Annotated in this window: 20 protein-coding genes; 4 read left to right on the forward strand and 16 right to left on the reverse strand. The window is 38.7% G+C overall.

From position 1 onward, the window contains the following. Positions 1-4: 4 nt before the first annotated feature. The 12 genes from lgb_RS09000 to typA form a co-directional block, all read right to left on the reverse strand. Complete coding sequence (locus lgb_RS09000; protein WP_019292234.1) at positions 5-403, reverse strand: hypothetical protein; 399 nt, start codon at positions 401-403, stop codon at positions 5-7. A gap of 233 nt (positions 404-636) precedes the next feature. Then, a complete protein-coding gene (gene gloA, locus lgb_RS09005) occupies positions 637-1,008 on the reverse strand; it encodes a lactoylglutathione lyase (RefSeq protein WP_019294229.1) in 372 nt (123 codons plus the stop codon). A gap of 17 nt (positions 1,009-1,025) precedes the next feature. After that, the gene (locus tag lgb_RS09010) at positions 1,026-1,241 is read right to left on the reverse strand and encodes a YozE family protein (protein ID WP_003133330.1); all 216 of its coding nucleotides are present in this window, start codon (positions 1,239-1,241) and stop codon (positions 1,026-1,028) included. Continuing rightward, a complete protein-coding gene (gene msrA / locus lgb_RS09015) occupies positions 1,238-1,753 on the reverse strand; it encodes a peptide-methionine (S)-S-oxide reductase MsrA (RefSeq protein ID WP_019292236.1) in 516 nt (171 codons plus the stop codon). Before msrA ends, lgb_RS09010 begins: the two co-directional genes overlap by 4 nt. Positions 1,754-1,892: 139 nt before the next feature. Next, positions 1,893-2,753 carry a CvfB family protein gene (locus lgb_RS09020; protein ID WP_019294230.1) on the reverse strand — a complete coding sequence of 287 codons (861 nt, stop codon included), beginning with the start codon at positions 2,751-2,753 and terminating at the stop codon, positions 1,893-1,895. 110 nt (positions 2,754-2,863) lie between these two features. Continuing rightward, on the reverse strand, positions 2,864-3,421 hold the full coding sequence (gene frr, locus lgb_RS09025) for a ribosome recycling factor (protein WP_017368646.1): 558 nt from the start codon (positions 3,419-3,421) through the stop codon (positions 2,864-2,866). Positions 3,422-3,449: 28 nt separating this feature from the next. Next, positions 3,450-4,166 (reverse strand): UMP kinase, encoded by a 717-nt coding sequence (pyrH, locus tag lgb_RS09030; protein ID WP_019292238.1) that lies wholly within the window; start codon positions 4,164-4,166, stop codon positions 3,450-3,452. A gap of 90 nt (positions 4,167-4,256) precedes the next feature. Then, positions 4,257-5,450 (reverse strand): acetate kinase, encoded by a 1,194-nt coding sequence (locus lgb_RS09035; RefSeq protein ID WP_019294231.1) that lies wholly within the window; start codon positions 5,448-5,450, stop codon positions 4,257-4,259. Positions 5,451-5,568: 118 nt separating this feature from the next. Continuing rightward, positions 5,569-6,762 carry an acetate kinase gene (locus tag lgb_RS09040; RefSeq protein ID WP_019294232.1) on the reverse strand — a complete coding sequence of 398 codons (1,194 nt, stop codon included), beginning with the start codon at positions 6,760-6,762 and terminating at the stop codon, positions 5,569-5,571. 84 nt (positions 6,763-6,846) lie between these two features. Beyond that, positions 6,847-7,782, reverse strand: coding sequence for a class I SAM-dependent methyltransferase (locus lgb_RS09045; protein WP_019292241.1), 936 nt, complete (start codon positions 7,780-7,782; stop codon positions 6,847-6,849). A gap of 45 nt (positions 7,783-7,827) precedes the next feature. After that, positions 7,828-8,058, reverse strand: coding sequence for a DUF3165 family protein (locus tag lgb_RS09050; protein WP_019292242.1), 231 nt, complete (start codon positions 8,056-8,058; stop codon positions 7,828-7,830). Between the two features lie 74 nt (positions 8,059-8,132). Beyond that, positions 8,133-9,974, reverse strand: a complete 1,842-nt coding sequence (typA, locus tag lgb_RS09055) for a translational GTPase TypA (RefSeq protein ID WP_019294233.1) — start codon at positions 9,972-9,974, stop codon at positions 8,133-8,135. 319 nt (positions 9,975-10,293) lie between these two features. Between typA and lgb_RS09060 the strand changes: the two genes are divergently transcribed. From lgb_RS09060 to lgb_RS09070, 3 genes are read left to right on the forward strand one after another with little or no spacing between them, the layout of a single operon-like run. Beyond that, positions 10,294-10,506, forward strand: coding sequence for a YqgQ family protein (locus tag lgb_RS09060; RefSeq protein ID WP_003133311.1), 213 nt, complete (start codon positions 10,294-10,296; stop codon positions 10,504-10,506). Continuing rightward, positions 10,499-11,464, forward strand: coding sequence for an ROK family glucokinase (locus lgb_RS09065; protein WP_019292244.1), 966 nt, complete (start codon positions 10,499-10,501; stop codon positions 11,462-11,464). The genes lgb_RS09060 and lgb_RS09065 overlap by 8 nt, the downstream gene beginning before the upstream one ends. A gap of 19 nt (positions 11,465-11,483) precedes the next feature. Next, on the forward strand, positions 11,484-11,864 hold the full coding sequence (locus tag lgb_RS09070) for a rhodanese-like domain-containing protein (RefSeq protein ID WP_019292245.1): 381 nt from the start codon (positions 11,484-11,486) through the stop codon (positions 11,862-11,864). Positions 11,865-11,902: 38 nt separating this feature from the next. Here the strand turns inward: lgb_RS09070 and lgb_RS09075 are convergent, their stop codons facing one another. Continuing rightward, positions 11,903-12,349, reverse strand: coding sequence for a Dps family protein (locus lgb_RS09075; protein WP_003133306.1), 447 nt, complete (start codon positions 12,347-12,349; stop codon positions 11,903-11,905). 110 nt (positions 12,350-12,459) lie between these two features. Between lgb_RS09075 and lgb_RS09080 the strand changes: the two genes are divergently transcribed. Beyond that, complete coding sequence (locus lgb_RS09080) at positions 12,460-13,110, forward strand: prepilin peptidase (protein ID WP_064305345.1); 651 nt, start codon at positions 12,460-12,462, stop codon at positions 13,108-13,110. Here lgb_RS09080 and dinB read toward each other — a convergent pair. From dinB to lgb_RS09095, 3 genes are all read right to left on the reverse strand, one after another. Then, positions 13,064-14,161 (reverse strand): DNA polymerase IV, encoded by a 1,098-nt coding sequence (gene dinB / locus lgb_RS09085; RefSeq protein WP_019293632.1) that lies wholly within the window; start codon positions 14,159-14,161, stop codon positions 13,064-13,066. The genes lgb_RS09080 and dinB overlap by 47 nt on opposite strands. A 162-nt stretch (positions 14,162-14,323) precedes the next feature. Further along, positions 14,324-15,655, reverse strand: coding sequence for a UDP-N-acetylmuramate--L-alanine ligase (gene murC, locus lgb_RS09090; RefSeq protein ID WP_019293633.1), 1,332 nt, complete (start codon positions 15,653-15,655; stop codon positions 14,324-14,326). A gap of 50 nt (positions 15,656-15,705) precedes the next feature. After that, on the reverse strand, positions 15,706-16,335 hold the full coding sequence (locus lgb_RS09095) for a hypothetical protein (RefSeq protein ID WP_019292249.1): 630 nt from the start codon (positions 16,333-16,335) through the stop codon (positions 15,706-15,708). Positions 16,336-16,414 lie beyond the last annotated feature (79 nt).

Raw genomic sequence — 16,414 nt, forward strand, 5'->3', positions numbered from 1 at the left:
CGATTTACCATTTATTTCCAACTGCCTGATAGCCCCAGCTATATCCTCCATAACGATAACCTGTAGAAGATACCCAAACTTTATAACCTGCCGGATACCAGCCACTACTTTGATTTCCTCCGCCTTGGACATAAGCAGTGCTTTGATGCTTTACAGCCCAATTATAATACTCTGATGTCAAGGTTTTCTTCCCCAAAGCGGCATCTGGAAAAGTTTTATAATATGCCACCTGTTTGCCGTGTTTCGTAAAATTATTTTGCAAAATACGAACAGCACGTTCCATCTTTTCAACACTATCGCCAAAAACACCATCGGCAGATATTTTCTCAGCAGTCGCAATCTGACTTGCCCCAAAAAGAGCTAGCCCTAAAGTTGATACGGCAATAATTTTTTTGATTTTCATAATAAAGCTTCCTTTCAAATACAACTATTTTTTTCTAGGACAACAGTACTTTTTAGCCTCCTTCCTTTATTTTATATTTATTAGTCTAACACGAGAATCCTCTGATAATTTTCCCTCTACATTTAGTTTTCATGAAAAAGTAGAAATACTTTAAGCTTGAAAAATGCGGCTGCTACATTTAGGCGAAAATCAAAAAAAGACTGAAATAATTCAGTCTTTTTATTCTTTTTTATTTACTCTGCAATCACTTCAACCTTATAGCCATCTGGATCAATAATAAAGTAATAGCGTGTGTCGGAGTTAGGAAGCCCTTTAAGTTCGGTAACTTCAAACCCTGCTTGTTTTTGTTTTGTATGCAGTTCTTCCAAATTATCAACCGAAATAGCAATATGTCCATAGCCATTACCCAAATCATACGCTTCATGATTGTAATTATAAGTCAATTCTAATTCGTAGTTATCACCAGGTAAAGTCAAATAAACTAAAGTAAATTCATATTCTAAAAAGTCACAACGACGTTTTTCCTCAAAACCAAAAGCTTCTTGATAAAACTTGATTGAAGCGTCCAAGTCTTTGACGCGGTAACAGGTGTGTGCCATTTTCATTGTGTTTTCCTCCATTTTTAGGCTTCTAGGTACATTGCCCAGATATCGTCAAAAAGTCCCAAGTTAAAGTAAAAAGGGGCATAGGTTTCCAGGTATGTGGACACTTCGTCAAAGTCTTTCGATTGTTTGGGAAACTGTGTATCCGCAAAGGCAAGATTAGCCAAACGTGTAACGTCATCCACCTCAACTGGCGCCCGATGACGCATCAAATAAGTATAAAAAGGCTGTCTCATTTCCAGTTTTCCTCCAAAAACTTATGACGTAAACGGCTAGACAAAGCATAACGCTCAGGATTTGTTTTATAAAATCCTTGATGATAATCCTCTGCCGGCCAGAACTTTTGTGCGGGTTCTATTGTGGTAACAATAGGCTGATCAAAACGTCCAGAATTTTGAAGTGCTTCTTTTGACTTTTCAGCGACTTCTCTCTGTGAGTCAGCAGTATAGAAAATAACTGGACGATAGTTATCGCCACGATCCTCAAATTGCCCAAACATATCGGTTGGATCGGTCTGCTCCCAGTAAAGTTCCACTAAATCTTTGTAAGTGATTTTTTCATTATCAAAGATAATCTCCACTGCCTCAGTATGGCCTGTCTGATGATTGCAAACTTGCTCATAAGTTGGATTATCAACATGACCGCCTGTATAACCACTTGTCACAGCAAGAATCCCTGTTTGTTCCTCAAAGGGCTGTACCATACACCAAAAACATCCACCGGCAAATATTGCTCTTTCTTTACTCATACTCTTTCCCCGTTCTTCTTAGTTGAAGATATTATAACAAAACTCACTCTATCATGCACTTATTTTTTTCTTTAAATTCCAAACGGCTTTTATTTATGGGAAAAAAAAGCTGGATGAATCCAACTTTTTAGTGTTTTTATCAAATGAGCTCTGTACCTTCTGGACTTTGTTTAATTTTTTTATTCTTCATCAAACCGCCAAGCGCTTTTTTAAATTGTCCTTTAGATATACCAAATGTCGCTTTGATATCATCTGGCGCTGACTTATCATTAAAAGGCATTTTTCCACCCATACTCTCAAGATATGCGAGAATCATCTGTGCATCAGCATCCAACATTTCATAAGCACGTGGTCTCGCACTAAGGTTTAAACTACGGTCTTGATCACGGAAGCCAATGACACGTACCTGAAGCTCTTGCCCGATACGGAGTGTGCCAAAAGCTTCGTTAGGATGGATGAAACCAAGCATATTATTATCTGGAAGATAGACGAAAGAGCCCGTTTCTTTGTTACGGTAAACAATCCCGCGTAAGTCTTGGTTTTGCATATTGTCATAGGCCGGTCCTGACATTTCCCAGAAATCTTGGTGCCAAGCTAATTTACCCCAAAGACGATCTTTCGCATCAACGACGATTTTAACAAAGAGCTTATCCCCTTTTTTAGGCCATTGATCTTTATCTTCTGGTAGCGGAAGATCATCAAGCGAAACCACGATATCTTTCCCAGCTAAACCAATATCAACGAAAGCGCCCAAGTCACGACGAACATCGGTCACTGTGCCCCAGCCGAATTTTCCACGTGTTGCTGTTGGTTCTTGCGTTGTCATGCACATTTTGTCAGATTTATCCACATAGGCAAAACCTGTGACGATATCCCCTACCTGGTGTTCGCCTTCTGATTTTGCAAGACGTATGATATTATCATCTTTCTGCAAAAAGTAAAATTGATCATTCTCAGCTGTAATAATCGCTGAAAATGTTGTTGCTAATAAATTATTCATTCTGTTTCCTTAAAAACGGCTCCGCAGAGCCGTTTATTTCTGATTGTTTTTTTTTGCTCTCTCTCGATTATATAGAATAAAATCTTTTACAATCAAATGACGATACAAACTTAAACATCCAAAAGTTCTTTTTCTTTTTCAGCAGCCATTTTATCTGCTTCTTTAACAGCATTATCTGTTATAGTTTGAATGTCTTTTTCAAGTACTTTCAAATCATCTTCTGTGATTTCTTTTGCTTTTTCTTGTTTTTTCGCTGTATCGATAGCATCACGACGGATGTTACGGATTGCAACTTTAGCACCTTCGATGTATTTACCCATCTCTTTAACTAACTCTTTACGACGTTCTTCTGTCAACATTGGGATAACCAAGCGAATAACTGAACCATCATTTGCTGGTGTAATTCCAATATCACTAGCATTCAAGGCATGCTCAATATCTTTCAAAATTGTTTTATCAAATGGTGTAATCATCAAAACACGCGCTTCTGGAATTGTGATTGATGCCATTTGATTTAGTGGTGTTGGTGCGCCATAGTACTCCACAGAGATGCGGTCGAGCAAGCTCGCATTGGCACGACCTGCACGGATGTGACCAAGGTCACGTTGCAAGCTGTTCAATGAGCTATTCATACGTTCTTTTGCATTATCAATAATTTCGTTTGCCATGATTTTTCCTTTTTATTTTATTATAAATTTATTCTACAGTTGTTCCGATTTCTTCACCTTGAACAACACGTTTAATATTTCCAGATTCATTCATATTGAAGACAACAAGTGGAATGTGGTTGTCCATTGACATTGTTGAAGCCGTTGAGTCCATAACGTGAAGACCTTTTGTGATGACGTCCATGTGTGTAAGGTTGTCAAATTTAACTGCTGTTTCGTCAAGTTTTGGATCTGCATTATAGACACCATCGACACCATTTTTAGCCATTAAAATAACATCCGCATTAATTTCTGCTGCACGAAGTGCTGATGTTGTATCTGTGGAGAAGTATGGCGAACCTGTTCCACCTGCAAAAATAACGACACGACCTTTTTCAAGGTGTCGTTCAGCGCGACGGCGGATATAAGGCTCTGCGACAGCTTTCATTTCGATAGCTGTTTGAACACGAGTAGGTACACCAAGTGCTTCAAGTGTATCTTGAAGAGCTAAGCCGTTCATGATCGTAGCTAGCATGCCCATATAATCTGCTTGGGCACGTTCCATACCGATTTTTTCACCGGTCACGCCGCGCCAGATATTTCCACCGCCACAAACAATGGCGATTTCTGCACCAAGAGCATATACTTCTTTGAGCTCTTCAGCAACTTTTTTCACTGTTTCAGGATCAATTCCAAAACCCTTTTCTCCAGCTAAAGCTTCGCCAGAAAGTTTCAAAAGTACGCGTTTATATTTAATATCAGCCATAGTTACCTATCTCTTCTCTATTCTTTTTTATCCCTACTATTTTACCATAAAATTTAGCTGAAAAAAAGACCATATGGTCTTTTAACAAGATTATTTATTTTTTGCAGCTTCAACATCACGCGCAATAACCAATTCTTCGTCTGTTGGTATAACCAAAACTTTAACACGTGATTCTGGAGTAGAAATGATGCCATTTGCCCCGCGGACATTCTTTTCTGGGTCAATTTCCATACCAAACCAGGACAAGCCTGCTACAATATCACGACGAGCATCAGTATCGTTTTCCCCAATACCTGCTGTAAAGATAAGTGCATCTGCTCCATTGAGGACCCCGAAGTACTGTGCGATAAATTTCTTCAAACGGTCAATAAACATTTCATAAGCTAGGATAGCTTTTTCATTGCCAGCGTTACGTGCTTCCTCTAGGTCACGCATATCACTTGAAAACTCTGATACACCAAGTAAGCCAGATTTTTTATTGAGCACATCAATAACATCTTGCGCTGAGCGTAGGCTAGGATCACTTTCAAGCATATAAGAAATCACCGAAGGGTCCATTTCTCCTGAACGTGTGCCCATCATAACACCCGCTAGTGGTGTGAAGCCCATTGAAGTATCAACAGACTTTCCGCCTTCAATAGCAGTAATCGAAGCACCATTACCAATGTGAGCGGTGATAAGTTTTAAGTCTTCTAGTGGTTTCCCTAAAACTTTTGCTGCTTCACGTGACACATACATGTGTGAAGTTCCATGCGCTCCATATTTACGAATAGCATAGTCGGTATAGTATTTTGTTGGAATGGGATAACGGAAGGCTTTTTCTGGCAATGTCGTGTGAAAAGCTGTATCAAAGACAGCTACAGCAAGTGCATCTGGAAGTAATCGTTTAAAAGCCTCAATCCCTAGCACATTTGCTGGGTTGTGGAGAGGGGCTAAAGTTGAAAGGTTTTTTATCTCTTCTAAAACTTCAGGAGTAATTACAGTAGACGTATTGAAAAATTCTCCACCCGCAACAACACGGTGACCAATAGCTGTAATCTCACGGAAACTACTAATGAGTTTAAAATGTATCAACTCGTCCATCAAAAGCAAGACTGCTTGACGATGGTCAACAATATCCTGCTCTCTTTTATGCACTTGATCATCAAACTTCGTTGTTGAAATAGAATCTTTCAAACCAATACGTTCAAAAATACCTTTAGCAATAACTTTTTCTTCTGGCATATCATAAAGTTGCCATTTTAGTGATGATGATCCAGCGTTAACAGCGAGTGTTTTTTCCATATTTTAAAAATCCCTTCAATATGTAAGTGTTTTCTTTTTGTCTTACTAGTATAACATAACTTTAAAAAATATCTTAAAAGAAATATTAAAAAAACGGCATTTTACACGCCGTTTTATTTTATTTCGCTTTTGCCGCTTCAACATCGCGTGCAATTACAAGCTCCTCATCAGTTGGAATAACAAAGACTTTAACGCGTGATTCTGGTGTTGACATTTCTCCTTCAAATCCAAAAACATTCTTAGAGAAGTCAACATCAATACCAAACCATGACAAACCTTTTAAGACGCCTTCACGTACTGGAGCTGAGTTTTCCCCTACACCTGCTGTAAATACAATCGCATCGGCACCGTTCAAAACAGCCAAGTATTGACCAATGAATTTTTGAATACGATCAACATACATTTCGAATGCTAAGGCTGCATCTGTATCCCCAGCATCACGAGCAGTAATAATTTCACGCATATCAGAAGACAAACCAGAAACACCAAATAGTCCTGACTCTTTATTCATCATGTTGACAACGTCTTGAGCATCCTTGAGTGAATCGTCGTTAGCAATAAGATAAGGGAAAACAGAAGGATCCATATCGCCTGTACGTGTTCCCATCATAATGCCTGCTAAGGGTGTGAAGCCCATTGAAGTGTCGATGGACTTGCCACCTTTTACAGCAGTGATTGAGCCCCCATTACCGATATGAGCAGTAATGATTTTTGTATCCTTAATATCTTTGCCTAACATTTTTGCAGCTTCTTGTGCCACAAACATGTGTGAAGTTCCGTGTGCTCCATATTTACGCACTGCATTTTCAGTGTAATATTTTTTAGGCAATGGGTAACGGAAAGCTTTTTCAGGCATTGTTGTGTGGAAAGCCGTATCAAAAACAGCTACCGCTGTTGCTTCAGGCAACAACTCCAAGAAAGCCTTTATACCAGCAGCATTTGCTGGATTGTGAAGGGGAGCAAGCGGTGAAAGCTCTTCAATTTGTTTCAGTACTTCCTGATCGATCAAAGTAGATTTTTTAAATAACTCTCCACCAGCGACAACACGGTGACCTACTCCTGTAATCTCTGAAAATTCTTCAACAATATGGAAACGTTTCAAGTCTTCAAGTAAAATGTGAACGGCTTGTGTATGATCTACAATATCCAACACACGTTCTTCTTTTTGATCATTAAATTTAACGGTTGTGACTGAATCTTTCAAGCCAATACGTTCGATTAAACCTTTTGCAAGAACTTTTTCTTCTGGCATTTCATACATTTGCCATTTCATTGATGATGAACCAGCATTAACCGCAAGAGTTTTTGTCATTTTATCTATCCTTCTTCTTTCAAATTTCTCTTAAATTATATCACAAAACCAATTTGAAGGCAGTGACTGGCCAAGAGTTTTTGGTCAAATCTTAACATTTTTCACAAACTCAGACATAAATTCTTGCAAAATAGAACGGTCTGCTAAATCAGACAAGGGGTAAACAAAAGTCGGTGTATTTGTCTGGTTTTTACTTAATAAATAAATTGATTTCCCTGCACCTTTAAAGAGTGATGAAGGTAATGTAATAACTGCAGCAACATGCGCATGCTCTTTAATCCAAGCCTTCAAAAACTCAGACTGTGCACTTGTCAAAAGATTATCTGGAGCTAAGAAGAGCGCAAAACCACTCTCTTTCAGATATTTGAAAGATTGCTCAACCATTAAATGGTGCACATAGGTATGTTCTGATTTGTCATGCACTTGAAAATGGCTGGCTGTTTCATCGTCTGGATAATAACCAACTGGGAGATCACTCATCACAACATCCACAGGTTCCAAGGGCTGTGGTTTAACGGCATCGATTTGGAGAAAACTTGCTTCTGTTCCCATGACTTCTGACATTGAAGCGGACAAATCCAACAAGAGGTCATCTACTTCAAAACCAACATAGTCTACTTCTTTTTGCATGTGAACCAAAAGCGTTTCCGCCAAATTCCCCGTTCCTGAGCCAAATTCTAGTAAACGAATCTTTCTTTCTTTGTGTAACTCCTCAATGATAAAATTAAAGATGAAACCAATAGAATCCGGAGTTAAATTATGATTTGCCTGCATTGGTGCGACACGTGACCCCTGAAGCAAAACAAACTGAAACAGCTTTTGCCATTCACTTTTCGTGAGGTTCATTGAACGAACCTTATCATTATTTTCCTTCGTCAGTGACGCAAATTCTAAAGCGCCTAAGTAAGCTGCATTTTGTTCCACAAAAGCATCATAAAAATCCGTCAAGAGCTCTGCTTGAATTGCCATGATATTCTCAAGAACTAATCCAAAGGCTTTTTCGATTTTCTCTATATCCATGTAACCTCCAAAAAATAGTCTGCCCGAGACAAACTATTTCTTATTTTATAATTTTTCAATTTCCACAAGAGCCTTAACAGCGAGGGCTAAGAGTGCAATCACCATTGCAATTTCATATAAAGCAGCACGGTGACTGACCGCTTGACCGATGGCTACAGCCACGATGAGGACAGACACAGATGCAAAAACAAAGATATCTGCACTTCTTCTCACATCCTTCGGCATTAAAAAGATATAGCCCAAGGCAAATAAAACTAAAAGTATCAGATAAAACATGCTTTTCTCCTTATTTTTGGCTTCTTAGTCTTTCCTCAAATTCCTCTGCTGTTTCAAGCGCCATATGCAAACTATTATTCAGCAGTTTTTTTCTTTTTCGTTGCTTTTTCACGCATTGCTTTGTCAAGAATTTGTTTACGCAAGCGGATTGATTCTGGTGTTACTTCCATGTATTCGTCATCACCCAAGAATTCTAATGATTCTTCAAGAGACAAGATTTTAGAAGCGTTAAGGACTGAAGTTGAGTCTTTATTAGATGAACGAACGTTTGTTTGTTGTTTAGCTTTTGTCACGTTAACTGTCAAGTCATTATCACGTGAGTGCTCACCGATAATCATACCACCGTAAACTTCTGTACCCGCGTCAACAAAAAGTGTACCACGCTCTTGTACGTATCCCATAGCATAAGATGTTACAGAACCTTGGTCCATAGAGATCAAAGCACCACGGCTACGTCCACCGATTGTTCCTTTAACCATTGGCATATATTGGTCAAATGTGTGGTTCATGATACCATATCCACGTGTCATTGACATAAATTCTGTTGTGAAACCAATCAAACCACGTGCTGGAACCAAGAAGACTAGACGTGCTTGACCATTACCTGTGATTTCCATGTCCAACATGTCACCCTTACGTTCTGAAAGGGCTTGGATAATTGATCCTTGGTATTCTTCAGGTGTATCAATACGTACACGTTCAAATGGTTCACATTCTACACCGTCAATTTCTTTAACGATAACTTCTGGACGTGAAACTTGAAGTTCATAGCCTTCACGACGCATTGTTTCGATAAGGATAGACAAGTGCAATTCTCCACGACCTGAAACGATCCATTTGTCTGGTGAATCAGTATTTTCAACACGAAGTGATACGTCTGTTTGAAGTTCTGCTTGCAAACGTTCTTCAACTTTACGTGCAGTTACCCATTTACCTTCGCGGCCTGCGAATGGTGAGTTATTTACAAGGAAAGTCATTTGAAGTGTTGGTTCGTCAATGTGGAGAACTGGCAATGGTTCAATGGCATCTGTAGGTGTAACAGTTTCACCTACGAAGATATCATCCATACCAGAAACAGCAATCAAGTCACCTGCTTTTGCTTCAGTGATTTCTTGACGGTCAAGGCCAAAGAAACCAAAAAGTTTTGTTACACGGAAGTTTTTAGTTGAACCATCAAGTTTAGACAGTGTTACATTGTCCCCAACTTTAATTGTGCCACGGAAAACACGTCCGATACCAATACGACCCACGAAATCATTGTAGTCCAAGAGAGAAACTTGGAATTGCAAAGGTTCATCAGAGTTATCGATAGGAGCCGGGATGTGTTCGATGATTGTATTAAAGATTGGATCCATTGTTGCTTCTTGATCTGCGGGATCATCGCTCAATGAAGATGATCCATTAATAGCTGAAGCATAAACAACTGGGAAGTCCAATTGATCATCGTCGGCACCAAGTTCGATGAAAAGTTCCAACACTTCATCTACAACTTCTTGTGGACGTGCAGATGGTTTATCAATCTTGTTCACGACAACGATTGGTGTCAAGTTTTGATCCAAAGCTTTTTTCAACACGAAACGTGTTTGAGGCATTGTACCTTCATAAGCATCTACGACAAGAACAACACCATCGACCATTTTCATGATACGTTCTACTTCACCACCGAAGTCCGCGTGTCCTGGTGTGTCCAAGATGTTGATGCGTGTGTCGCCATATTCTACAGCTGTATTTTTAGCAAGGATTGTGATCCCGCGTTCTTGTTCAAGGGCGTTAGAGTCCATTGCGCGTTCAGCAAGGTTTGTACGGGCATCAAGCGTTTGTGATTGTTTAAGTAACTCATCAACCAAAGTTGTTTTACCGTGGTCGACGTGGGCAATAATCGCAACGTTTCTGATGTTTTCGCGTAATTTAGTCAATTTATTTCTACCTATTCTTTCGAAAAATTCATACGGAAATCGCGTCTCCGTAGCTTGAACGCTAGCTTTTATGGTGCGCCCAAACAATATATCAGATTTATTATAGCACACTTTTTGTCAAAGGCGAAAATGCACGCGTTTACAAGTTTTCTAAGGTATAAAATTAACAAATTTGACTCACTTCCTACTATGAAAATTAGTTTATATTTTTGAAATAGTCCAAACAAGTTACAGTTGGTTAAGAAAAATAACGACTAAAAAGTCACTTAAAAACTTATCAACACTTGAAAACCGCTTACAGTTAGGGTAAAATAGAACAATGAAAACACTTTATGATGTACAGGAATTGTTAAAAAAATACGGTTTTATTAATTTCATGACCAATCGCTTAGATGCGATTTATTTTATGCAACAGGAACTTACAAATATGGTTGAACAGGGGATTTTTGAGAAAAGTGATAAAGAATACCTCACTGCCCAACTTATTTTACGTCGTGAAGAAAGAATTGAGAAGGAAAAACTAAATGGCTAACAAAATTATTGGTATTGACCTCGGCGGAACTTCTATCAAGTTCGGTATTTTGACACTTGAAGGTGAAGTTCAAGATAAATGGGCTATCCCGACAAATATTCTCAGTGACGGAAAACATATTGTCCCTGATATCATTGAGTCTATCAATCACCGTTTAAATCTTTACAACTTGGATAAGTCTGACTTTATTGGTATTGGAATGGGCACGCCTGGTACAGTAGATATTGAAGCTGCTACTGTCCGAGGTGCATTTAACCTTAACTGGGCCGATACTCAAGAAGTTGGTGCGCCTATTAGCGAAGGCGTCGGCCTACCATTCATTCTTGACAATGATGCAAATGTTGCAGCTTTAGGCGAGCGTTGGGTCGGAGCTGGTGAAAATCAGCCAGATGTTGTCTTTATCACTTTAGGAACTGGAGTTGGTGGCGGTATTGTTGCTGCTGGAAATCTTATCCACGGTGTTGTTGGCGCTGCCGGTGAAATCGGACATATCGTAGTAGAACCACATGATGGTTTTGCTTGTACTTGTGGAAACCATGGTTGCTTAGAAACAGTCACTTCTGCTACTGGGGTCGTACGTCTTGCAAGAAAATTCGCTGAAGAATACGAAGGAAGCAGCCAAATTAAAGCAAGTATCGACAATGGTGACGAAGTAACTTCAAAAGACATCTTTATTGCAGCAGAAGCAGGTGATGCCTTTGCACTTAGCGTTGTGGATAAATTTGCTTATTACCTTGGTTTTGCTTGTGCTAACCTTGGAAGTACCCTAAATCCTGCTGCTATTGTCATCGGTGGTGGCGTTTCTGCTGCTGGAGAGTTTCTTCGTTCTAAAGTTGAAACTTATTTCCAAAAATATTCGTTTTCAACAGTACGTGATTCTACAAAAATTAAACTTGCTGAGCTTGGAAATGATGCTGGTATCATCGGTGCCGCAAGCCTTGCTTTAAAATTCAAATAATAATCTTAGGAGAACTTAAATGATCTGGATCATTGACTTTATACTTTTAGCCCTCATTGTTGTCTTTTTTCTCTATCCACGTTGGACACTCAAACGTAACGCCAAAGTCGTTGAAGCACCTGAATTTGAACGTTTGATGGCTACTTCGCAACTTATCGATGTACGCGAAGCAGCAGATTTCCGAGTAAAACACATCCTTGGTGCTCGTAATTTACCTGCTTCTCAAATAGAACAAAGTTTGAACGCAATCAACAAAAAGAAACCTGTATTACTTTATGAAAATGGTAAACCAACAGCTTCAGTCAAAGTTGCTAAACAACTCAAAAAAGCTGGCGTACCAGAAGTTTATATTCTTAAAACTGGCTTGAACAACTGGCCTGGAAAAATTAAAAACGGATAAAAAAAAAAGACCTTACCGCGTGTGTAAGGTCTTTTTTATTATCCAAGTTCTGCTTCGAGCATCCAGATTGTTTTTTCAACATCTCCGAGTGCAACTGTATAAAGGTCAACAGTAACTGCATCATTTTCAGATTCAGCAATATCCATGCCTTCTTGGAAAAGTTTAGCCAAGTATTTGTAAGTATCCAAGACACCGTGCAAACGTTCAGACATTGATTTATCCCAAGTTGCTGGTTGAAGCTCAATTTTTGACTTCTCATCAAACTCTTTAAGCGTTGAAACTGGTGAACCACCAATCGTAATTAAACGTTCAGCAAATTCATCTAAATGCTCGTTAAGTCCATCCATGAACTCATCCATTTTAGGATGCAAAGTCAAGAAACCAGAACCACGCATATACCAGTGTGTTTGATGAACAAGTGCTGCTGCTTGAGATAAATCTGCAACTGTTTGATTCAAAACTTCTTGTGTTTTTTCCTTAGACATAGAAACCTCCAATTTTTTATTTCTATTACAATTATATAAAAAAAGAGGTCAATTATAAAATATTCTGCTTAAGATTGTGAGTTTTTTATCTTTTTATCGTATTAATAAACATGCTTATATTTTACTTCATTATCGGGACCATCTTTGGCTCTTTCCTCGGTCTAGTAAGTGAGCGCTGGGGTACAGAGGCCTCAATTATTTTTGGGCGTTCACAATGTAGTTCTTGCCAAAAAGTCCTCAAATGGTGGCAACTCCTTCCTTTAATCTCTCAATTCATCTTTAAAAGTAGGTGCGCCTTTTGTGGAGAAAAATTTTCTTACAGTTATTTTATCTTAGAATTTCTTACCGGAATTCTCTTTGGCGCACTTTGGTTTGATTTAGACTTAATCCACTTTTTAACCCTCTCCATAAGCTTACTTTTGAGTAAATTTGATATTGATACTTACTCTTATCCTTTAAATATTGGTTTAGGCTTTACTGCTTGTTTTTTTATTTTCTTTCCTATCAGTCCCATAAGCTATTTCTGGCTCGGTCTTGCTTGTGTTTCTTTTTTTATCAATATTGGGATTGGTGCTGGCGACTTCCTCTGGCTTTTCTTGGTATCTTTTTCTGTATCTTTAGAAGAAATCCTCCTACTTATCCAACTGGCTTGTATGTTTGGCCTATGTTTTTTACTCATTAAAAAAAGGAAAAAACTCCCCTTTATTCCTTTTCTCAGTTTTGCATATCTAATCGTAATTCTTCTGCCCCAAATCCCGTAAGGGTCACTCCAAGAAGGCGGACTCCTATTGTTTCATCATAATCAATCTCTTCCAGTAAATCCTGAGCCACATGTGCAAGTGTAATTGCTTCATTTATCTTCTCGGAAAGTTTTTTGCGTTTCGTAATTGTCTTAAAATCAGAGTAACGTAACTTGAGTACAACTGTATCACCCAGAAGTTGATGGCGTTTCACATTAGTAGAGACGCGTTCGGAGAGGTTAGCGAGTTCCTGCTTGATATCTTGACTATTATAGAGGAGTTTGCTATAAGTTCTTTCTTTACCTACTGACTTTCTTTGACGACTTGTCACAACCGGAGCATGATGAATACCATTGGCTTTCAAAAAAAGATTCCAGCCATAAACCCCAAAGCGTTCAGCCAAGAGTAATGGGTCAGCTGCTTGAATTTCCGCGCCGGTAAATATTCCCAGCTCATGCAGCTTTGCTCCAGTAGCCTTACCCACACCGTGAAATTTTTCCACTGGCAGTTCTGCTAGAAAATCTTTTGCTGCCTCGGGCAGGATGACAGTCAAACCATGGGGCTTTTCATAATCCGAAGCAATTTTTGCTAAAAATTTATTATAGGAAACCCCTGCTGAGCAAGTCAAACCAAGCTCAATAAAAATATCATGCTGTATAAGTTTCGCCACTTTGATTGCACTTGTTGATCCAATCTTATTTCGCGTAACATCCAGATAAGCTTCATCAATGGATGCCGCTTCTACTTCATCGGTATAACGATTAAAAATTTCCCGAACTTGTTCTGAAATGGCACGATACTTTTCATAATTTCCACTGATAAAAACAGCTTGTGGACAGAGTTCATAAGCTTCTTTTGCACTCATAGCCGAGTGGATTCCAAAGGCTCTAGCTTCATAGGAACACGTTGAAACAACGCCACGTCCTCCTGTTTCCAGTGGATTCCGTGCGATAACTACAGGCTTACCTTTTAATTCTGGATTGTCCCGTATTTCTACTGAAGCGAAAAAGGCATCCATATCAATATGGATGATTTTTCGTGACGTATCATTGACCAGTGGAAATGTTAGCATACTTTTATTATATCATAGAGCTGATAAGCGGTATAGGTTTACAGATTGGGGTATATAATTTAATGGTGCTAGTTTTTTGGGGATAATGATTGTTACTTTTAAATCATTTATCTTCTACTTTAACAAATAAAAAAACTTCCTGTTGAGGAAGTCTTTTTGTTTTTACAATGTATTTTTTGTCAACTGACTGAGCAAATCCTCAAAGGCTGCTTCATATTGTTGGATATTGCCTGCGCCCATGAAAACATAAACGCCGCGGTTGTGATCCAAAAGTGGCGAAACATTTTCCACTGAAATAACACGAGCAGGCTTACGTACTTTATCCGCTAGGTCTTGTGCTGTAATTTCATGGTGGTCAACTTCACGCGCAGAGCCATAAATTTCAGCAAGATACACAGTATCTGCAGAATCAAGGACTTGAGCAAACTCATCTGCAAAGGCGATTGTTCGTGTAAATGTATGAGGTTGGAAAACGGCTACAATTTCACGATCTGGATATTTTTGACGCGCTGCATCAATCGTTGCTTCGATTTCGGTAGGATGATGTGCGAAATCATCAATAATGATTGTTTCGCCAACTTTTTTCTCTGTAAATCGGCGTTTTACACCAGAGAAAGTCAACAAATGATCAGCAATATCATTCATATCCAAGCCAAGCTGATGTGTTACACCAACTACTGCCAAGGCATTTGCAATATTGTGTTTCCCATAAGCAGGCACGACAAAGTGTCCGATTTTTTCACCGCGGAAATAAGCATCAAAAGATGAGCCGCGTGTTGAGCGGATGATATCTTTTGCTTGATAATCATCTCCATCTTCAAAACCATAATAGTAAATCGGTGCTTCTGCTGTAATTTTACGTAAATAAGGATCTTCTCCAAAAACGAAAATACCTTTTTTAATATTTTGAGCATAGTCTTGGAATGCAGAAGCTACATCATCGATATTTTGGAAATAATCAGGATGGTCAAAGTCAACATTTGTAATAATTGTATATTCTGGATGATAAGGCATGAAGTGACGTTCATATTCATCAGATTCAAAAACAAAATACTCACTGTCCGCATTTCCACGTCCTGTACCATCACCAATCAAGTATGACGTATCTACAGCGTTTTTCATGACATGAGCTAAAATTCCTGTCGTTGAAGTTTTACCATGCGCCCCCGCAACCCCAACACTGATAAAATCTTCCATGAAATGACCTAAAAACTCGTGGTAACGTTTAAGAGTGAAGCCATTTTTTTCAGCAAAAGCAATTTCTACATTATTGTCCGTACGGAAAGCATTCCCTGCAATCAACTCAACTTCTGGTGTAATATTTTTCTCGTCAAAAGGAAGAATAGGAATACCCGCTTCCTCAAGTCCACGTTGTGTAAAATAGTAGTCAGTTGTATCTGAACCTTGTACTTTTTTACCCATTTGGTGGAGCATAAGAGCGAGTGCACTCATACCTGAGCCTTTAATTCCTATAAAATGATATACTTTTTCCATGATAAATAAGAAATTTCAGTCGGAACTGAAATCTTTTCTCCTTCTTTTATTTAAAGTCCGCGGTCAAATAAGTTCTTCCGTTTATTATCGAAATACTCATTTTTTGCAGTTTTAGCCTTATCTTCTCCTTTTTGAGGAGAGCCAGAAATAATAGCTTCATCGAGGTTTAATCCTCGTTTTTTCATATCCCGAATCGGATTATTAGTGGCTGGACGTCTTGGAGACATCGGCTTTTGTTCGATTGTCTTCTTTTCACTCGATGCCGGTTTCGCTGCATTAAGTACTGCTGATGAACGGCGTAAAGAAAAATCATCTTTATCACGCTCTAGCGGATGAACATAGCCTTTTGGACGTTTAGGAGGTACCGCTGCTTCTCTTTTGGCCTTTTCTTTTGATTCATCAACACTCGTTTTTTTAGGCATTTTATCAAAAGAACTATACCCACTATGATTGCTATTTAATGGACGATGTTGAGTGCTATAGCTGACCTTTGTTTTTATTGGCTTATAGACATCTGAACGTTTTTTATCAGACATTTGAACACCACCAAAAGAAGCCTCGTCTTGTTGACTAGGATTCTTAGTAATCAGTTGTGAATTTGTCATGATGACGCGTGTGTCTTTTTCAAGCATTTCATCATCATCTATGATTGGAAATACGACTCTTCTTCCTTCGTTCATTGCTTGCCCTACTTAATTTTTTGTTTGTCTTGAAACTTTTCCTCTACGTTCCTTAAAAAGTTTGTTTAATCTTATTTTT

The organism is Lactococcus petauri (genome assembly GCF_023499275.1).
GTDB classification, from domain to species: Bacteria; Bacillota; Bacilli; order Lactobacillales; family Streptococcaceae; genus Lactococcus; species Lactococcus petauri.

Bases quoted from the DNA above. Each gene is read 5' to 3' on its own strand.
- pyrH (WP_019292238.1), bottom strand. From the start codon at position 4,166: ATGGCTGATATTAAATATAAACGCGTACTTTTGAAACTTTCTGGCGAA.
- msrA (WP_019292236.1), bottom strand. From the start codon at position 1,753: ATGAGTAAAGAAAGAGCAATATTTGCCGGTGGATGTTTTTGGTGTATG.
- frr (WP_017368646.1), bottom strand. From the start codon at position 3,421: ATGGCAAACGAAATTATTGATAATGCAAAAGAACGTATGAATAGCTCA.
- dinB (WP_019293632.1), bottom strand. From the start codon at position 14,161: ATGCTAACATTTCCACTGGTCAATGATACGTCACGAAAAATCATCCAT.
- lgb_RS09075 (WP_003133306.1), bottom strand. From the start codon at position 12,349: ATGTCTAAGGAAAAAACACAAGAAGTTTTGAATCAAACAGTTGCAGAT.
- lgb_RS09065 (WP_019292244.1), top strand. From the start codon at position 10,499: ATGGCTAACAAAATTATTGGTATTGACCTCGGCGGAACTTCTATCAAG.
- lgb_RS09035 (WP_019294231.1), bottom strand. From the start codon at position 5,450: ATGGAAAAAACACTCGCTGTTAACGCTGGATCATCATCACTAAAATGG.
- lgb_RS09060 (WP_003133311.1), top strand. From the start codon at position 10,294: ATGAAAACACTTTATGATGTACAGGAATTGTTAAAAAAATACGGTTTT.
- lgb_RS09010 (WP_003133330.1), bottom strand. From the start codon at position 1,241: ATGAGACAGCCTTTTTATACTTATTTGATGCGTCATCGGGCGCCAGTT.
- lgb_RS09045 (WP_019292241.1), bottom strand. From the start codon at position 7,782: ATGGATATAGAGAAAATCGAAAAAGCCTTTGGATTAGTTCTTGAGAAT.
- lgb_RS09070 (WP_019292245.1), top strand. From the start codon at position 11,484: ATGATCTGGATCATTGACTTTATACTTTTAGCCCTCATTGTTGTCTTT.
- lgb_RS09095 (WP_019292249.1), bottom strand. From the start codon at position 16,335: ATGAACGAAGGAAGAAGAGTCGTATTTCCAATCATAGATGATGATGAA.
- gloA (WP_019294229.1), bottom strand. From the start codon at position 1,008: ATGAAAATGGCACACACCTGTTACCGCGTCAAAGACTTGGACGCTTCA.
- lgb_RS09080 (WP_064305345.1), top strand. From the start codon at position 12,460: ATGCTTATATTTTACTTCATTATCGGGACCATCTTTGGCTCTTTCCTC.
- lgb_RS09050 (WP_019292242.1), bottom strand. From the start codon at position 8,058: ATGTTTTATCTGATACTTTTAGTTTTATTTGCCTTGGGCTATATCTTT.
- lgb_RS09020 (WP_019294230.1), bottom strand. From the start codon at position 2,753: ATGAATAATTTATTAGCAACAACATTTTCAGCGATTATTACAGCTGAG.
- lgb_RS09000 (WP_019292234.1), bottom strand. From the start codon at position 403: ATGAAAATCAAAAAAATTATTGCCGTATCAACTTTAGGGCTAGCTCTT.
- lgb_RS09040 (WP_019294232.1), bottom strand. From the start codon at position 6,762: ATGACAAAAACTCTTGCGGTTAATGCTGGTTCATCATCAATGAAATGG.
- murC (WP_019293633.1), bottom strand. From the start codon at position 15,655: ATGGAAAAAGTATATCATTTTATAGGAATTAAAGGCTCAGGTATGAGT.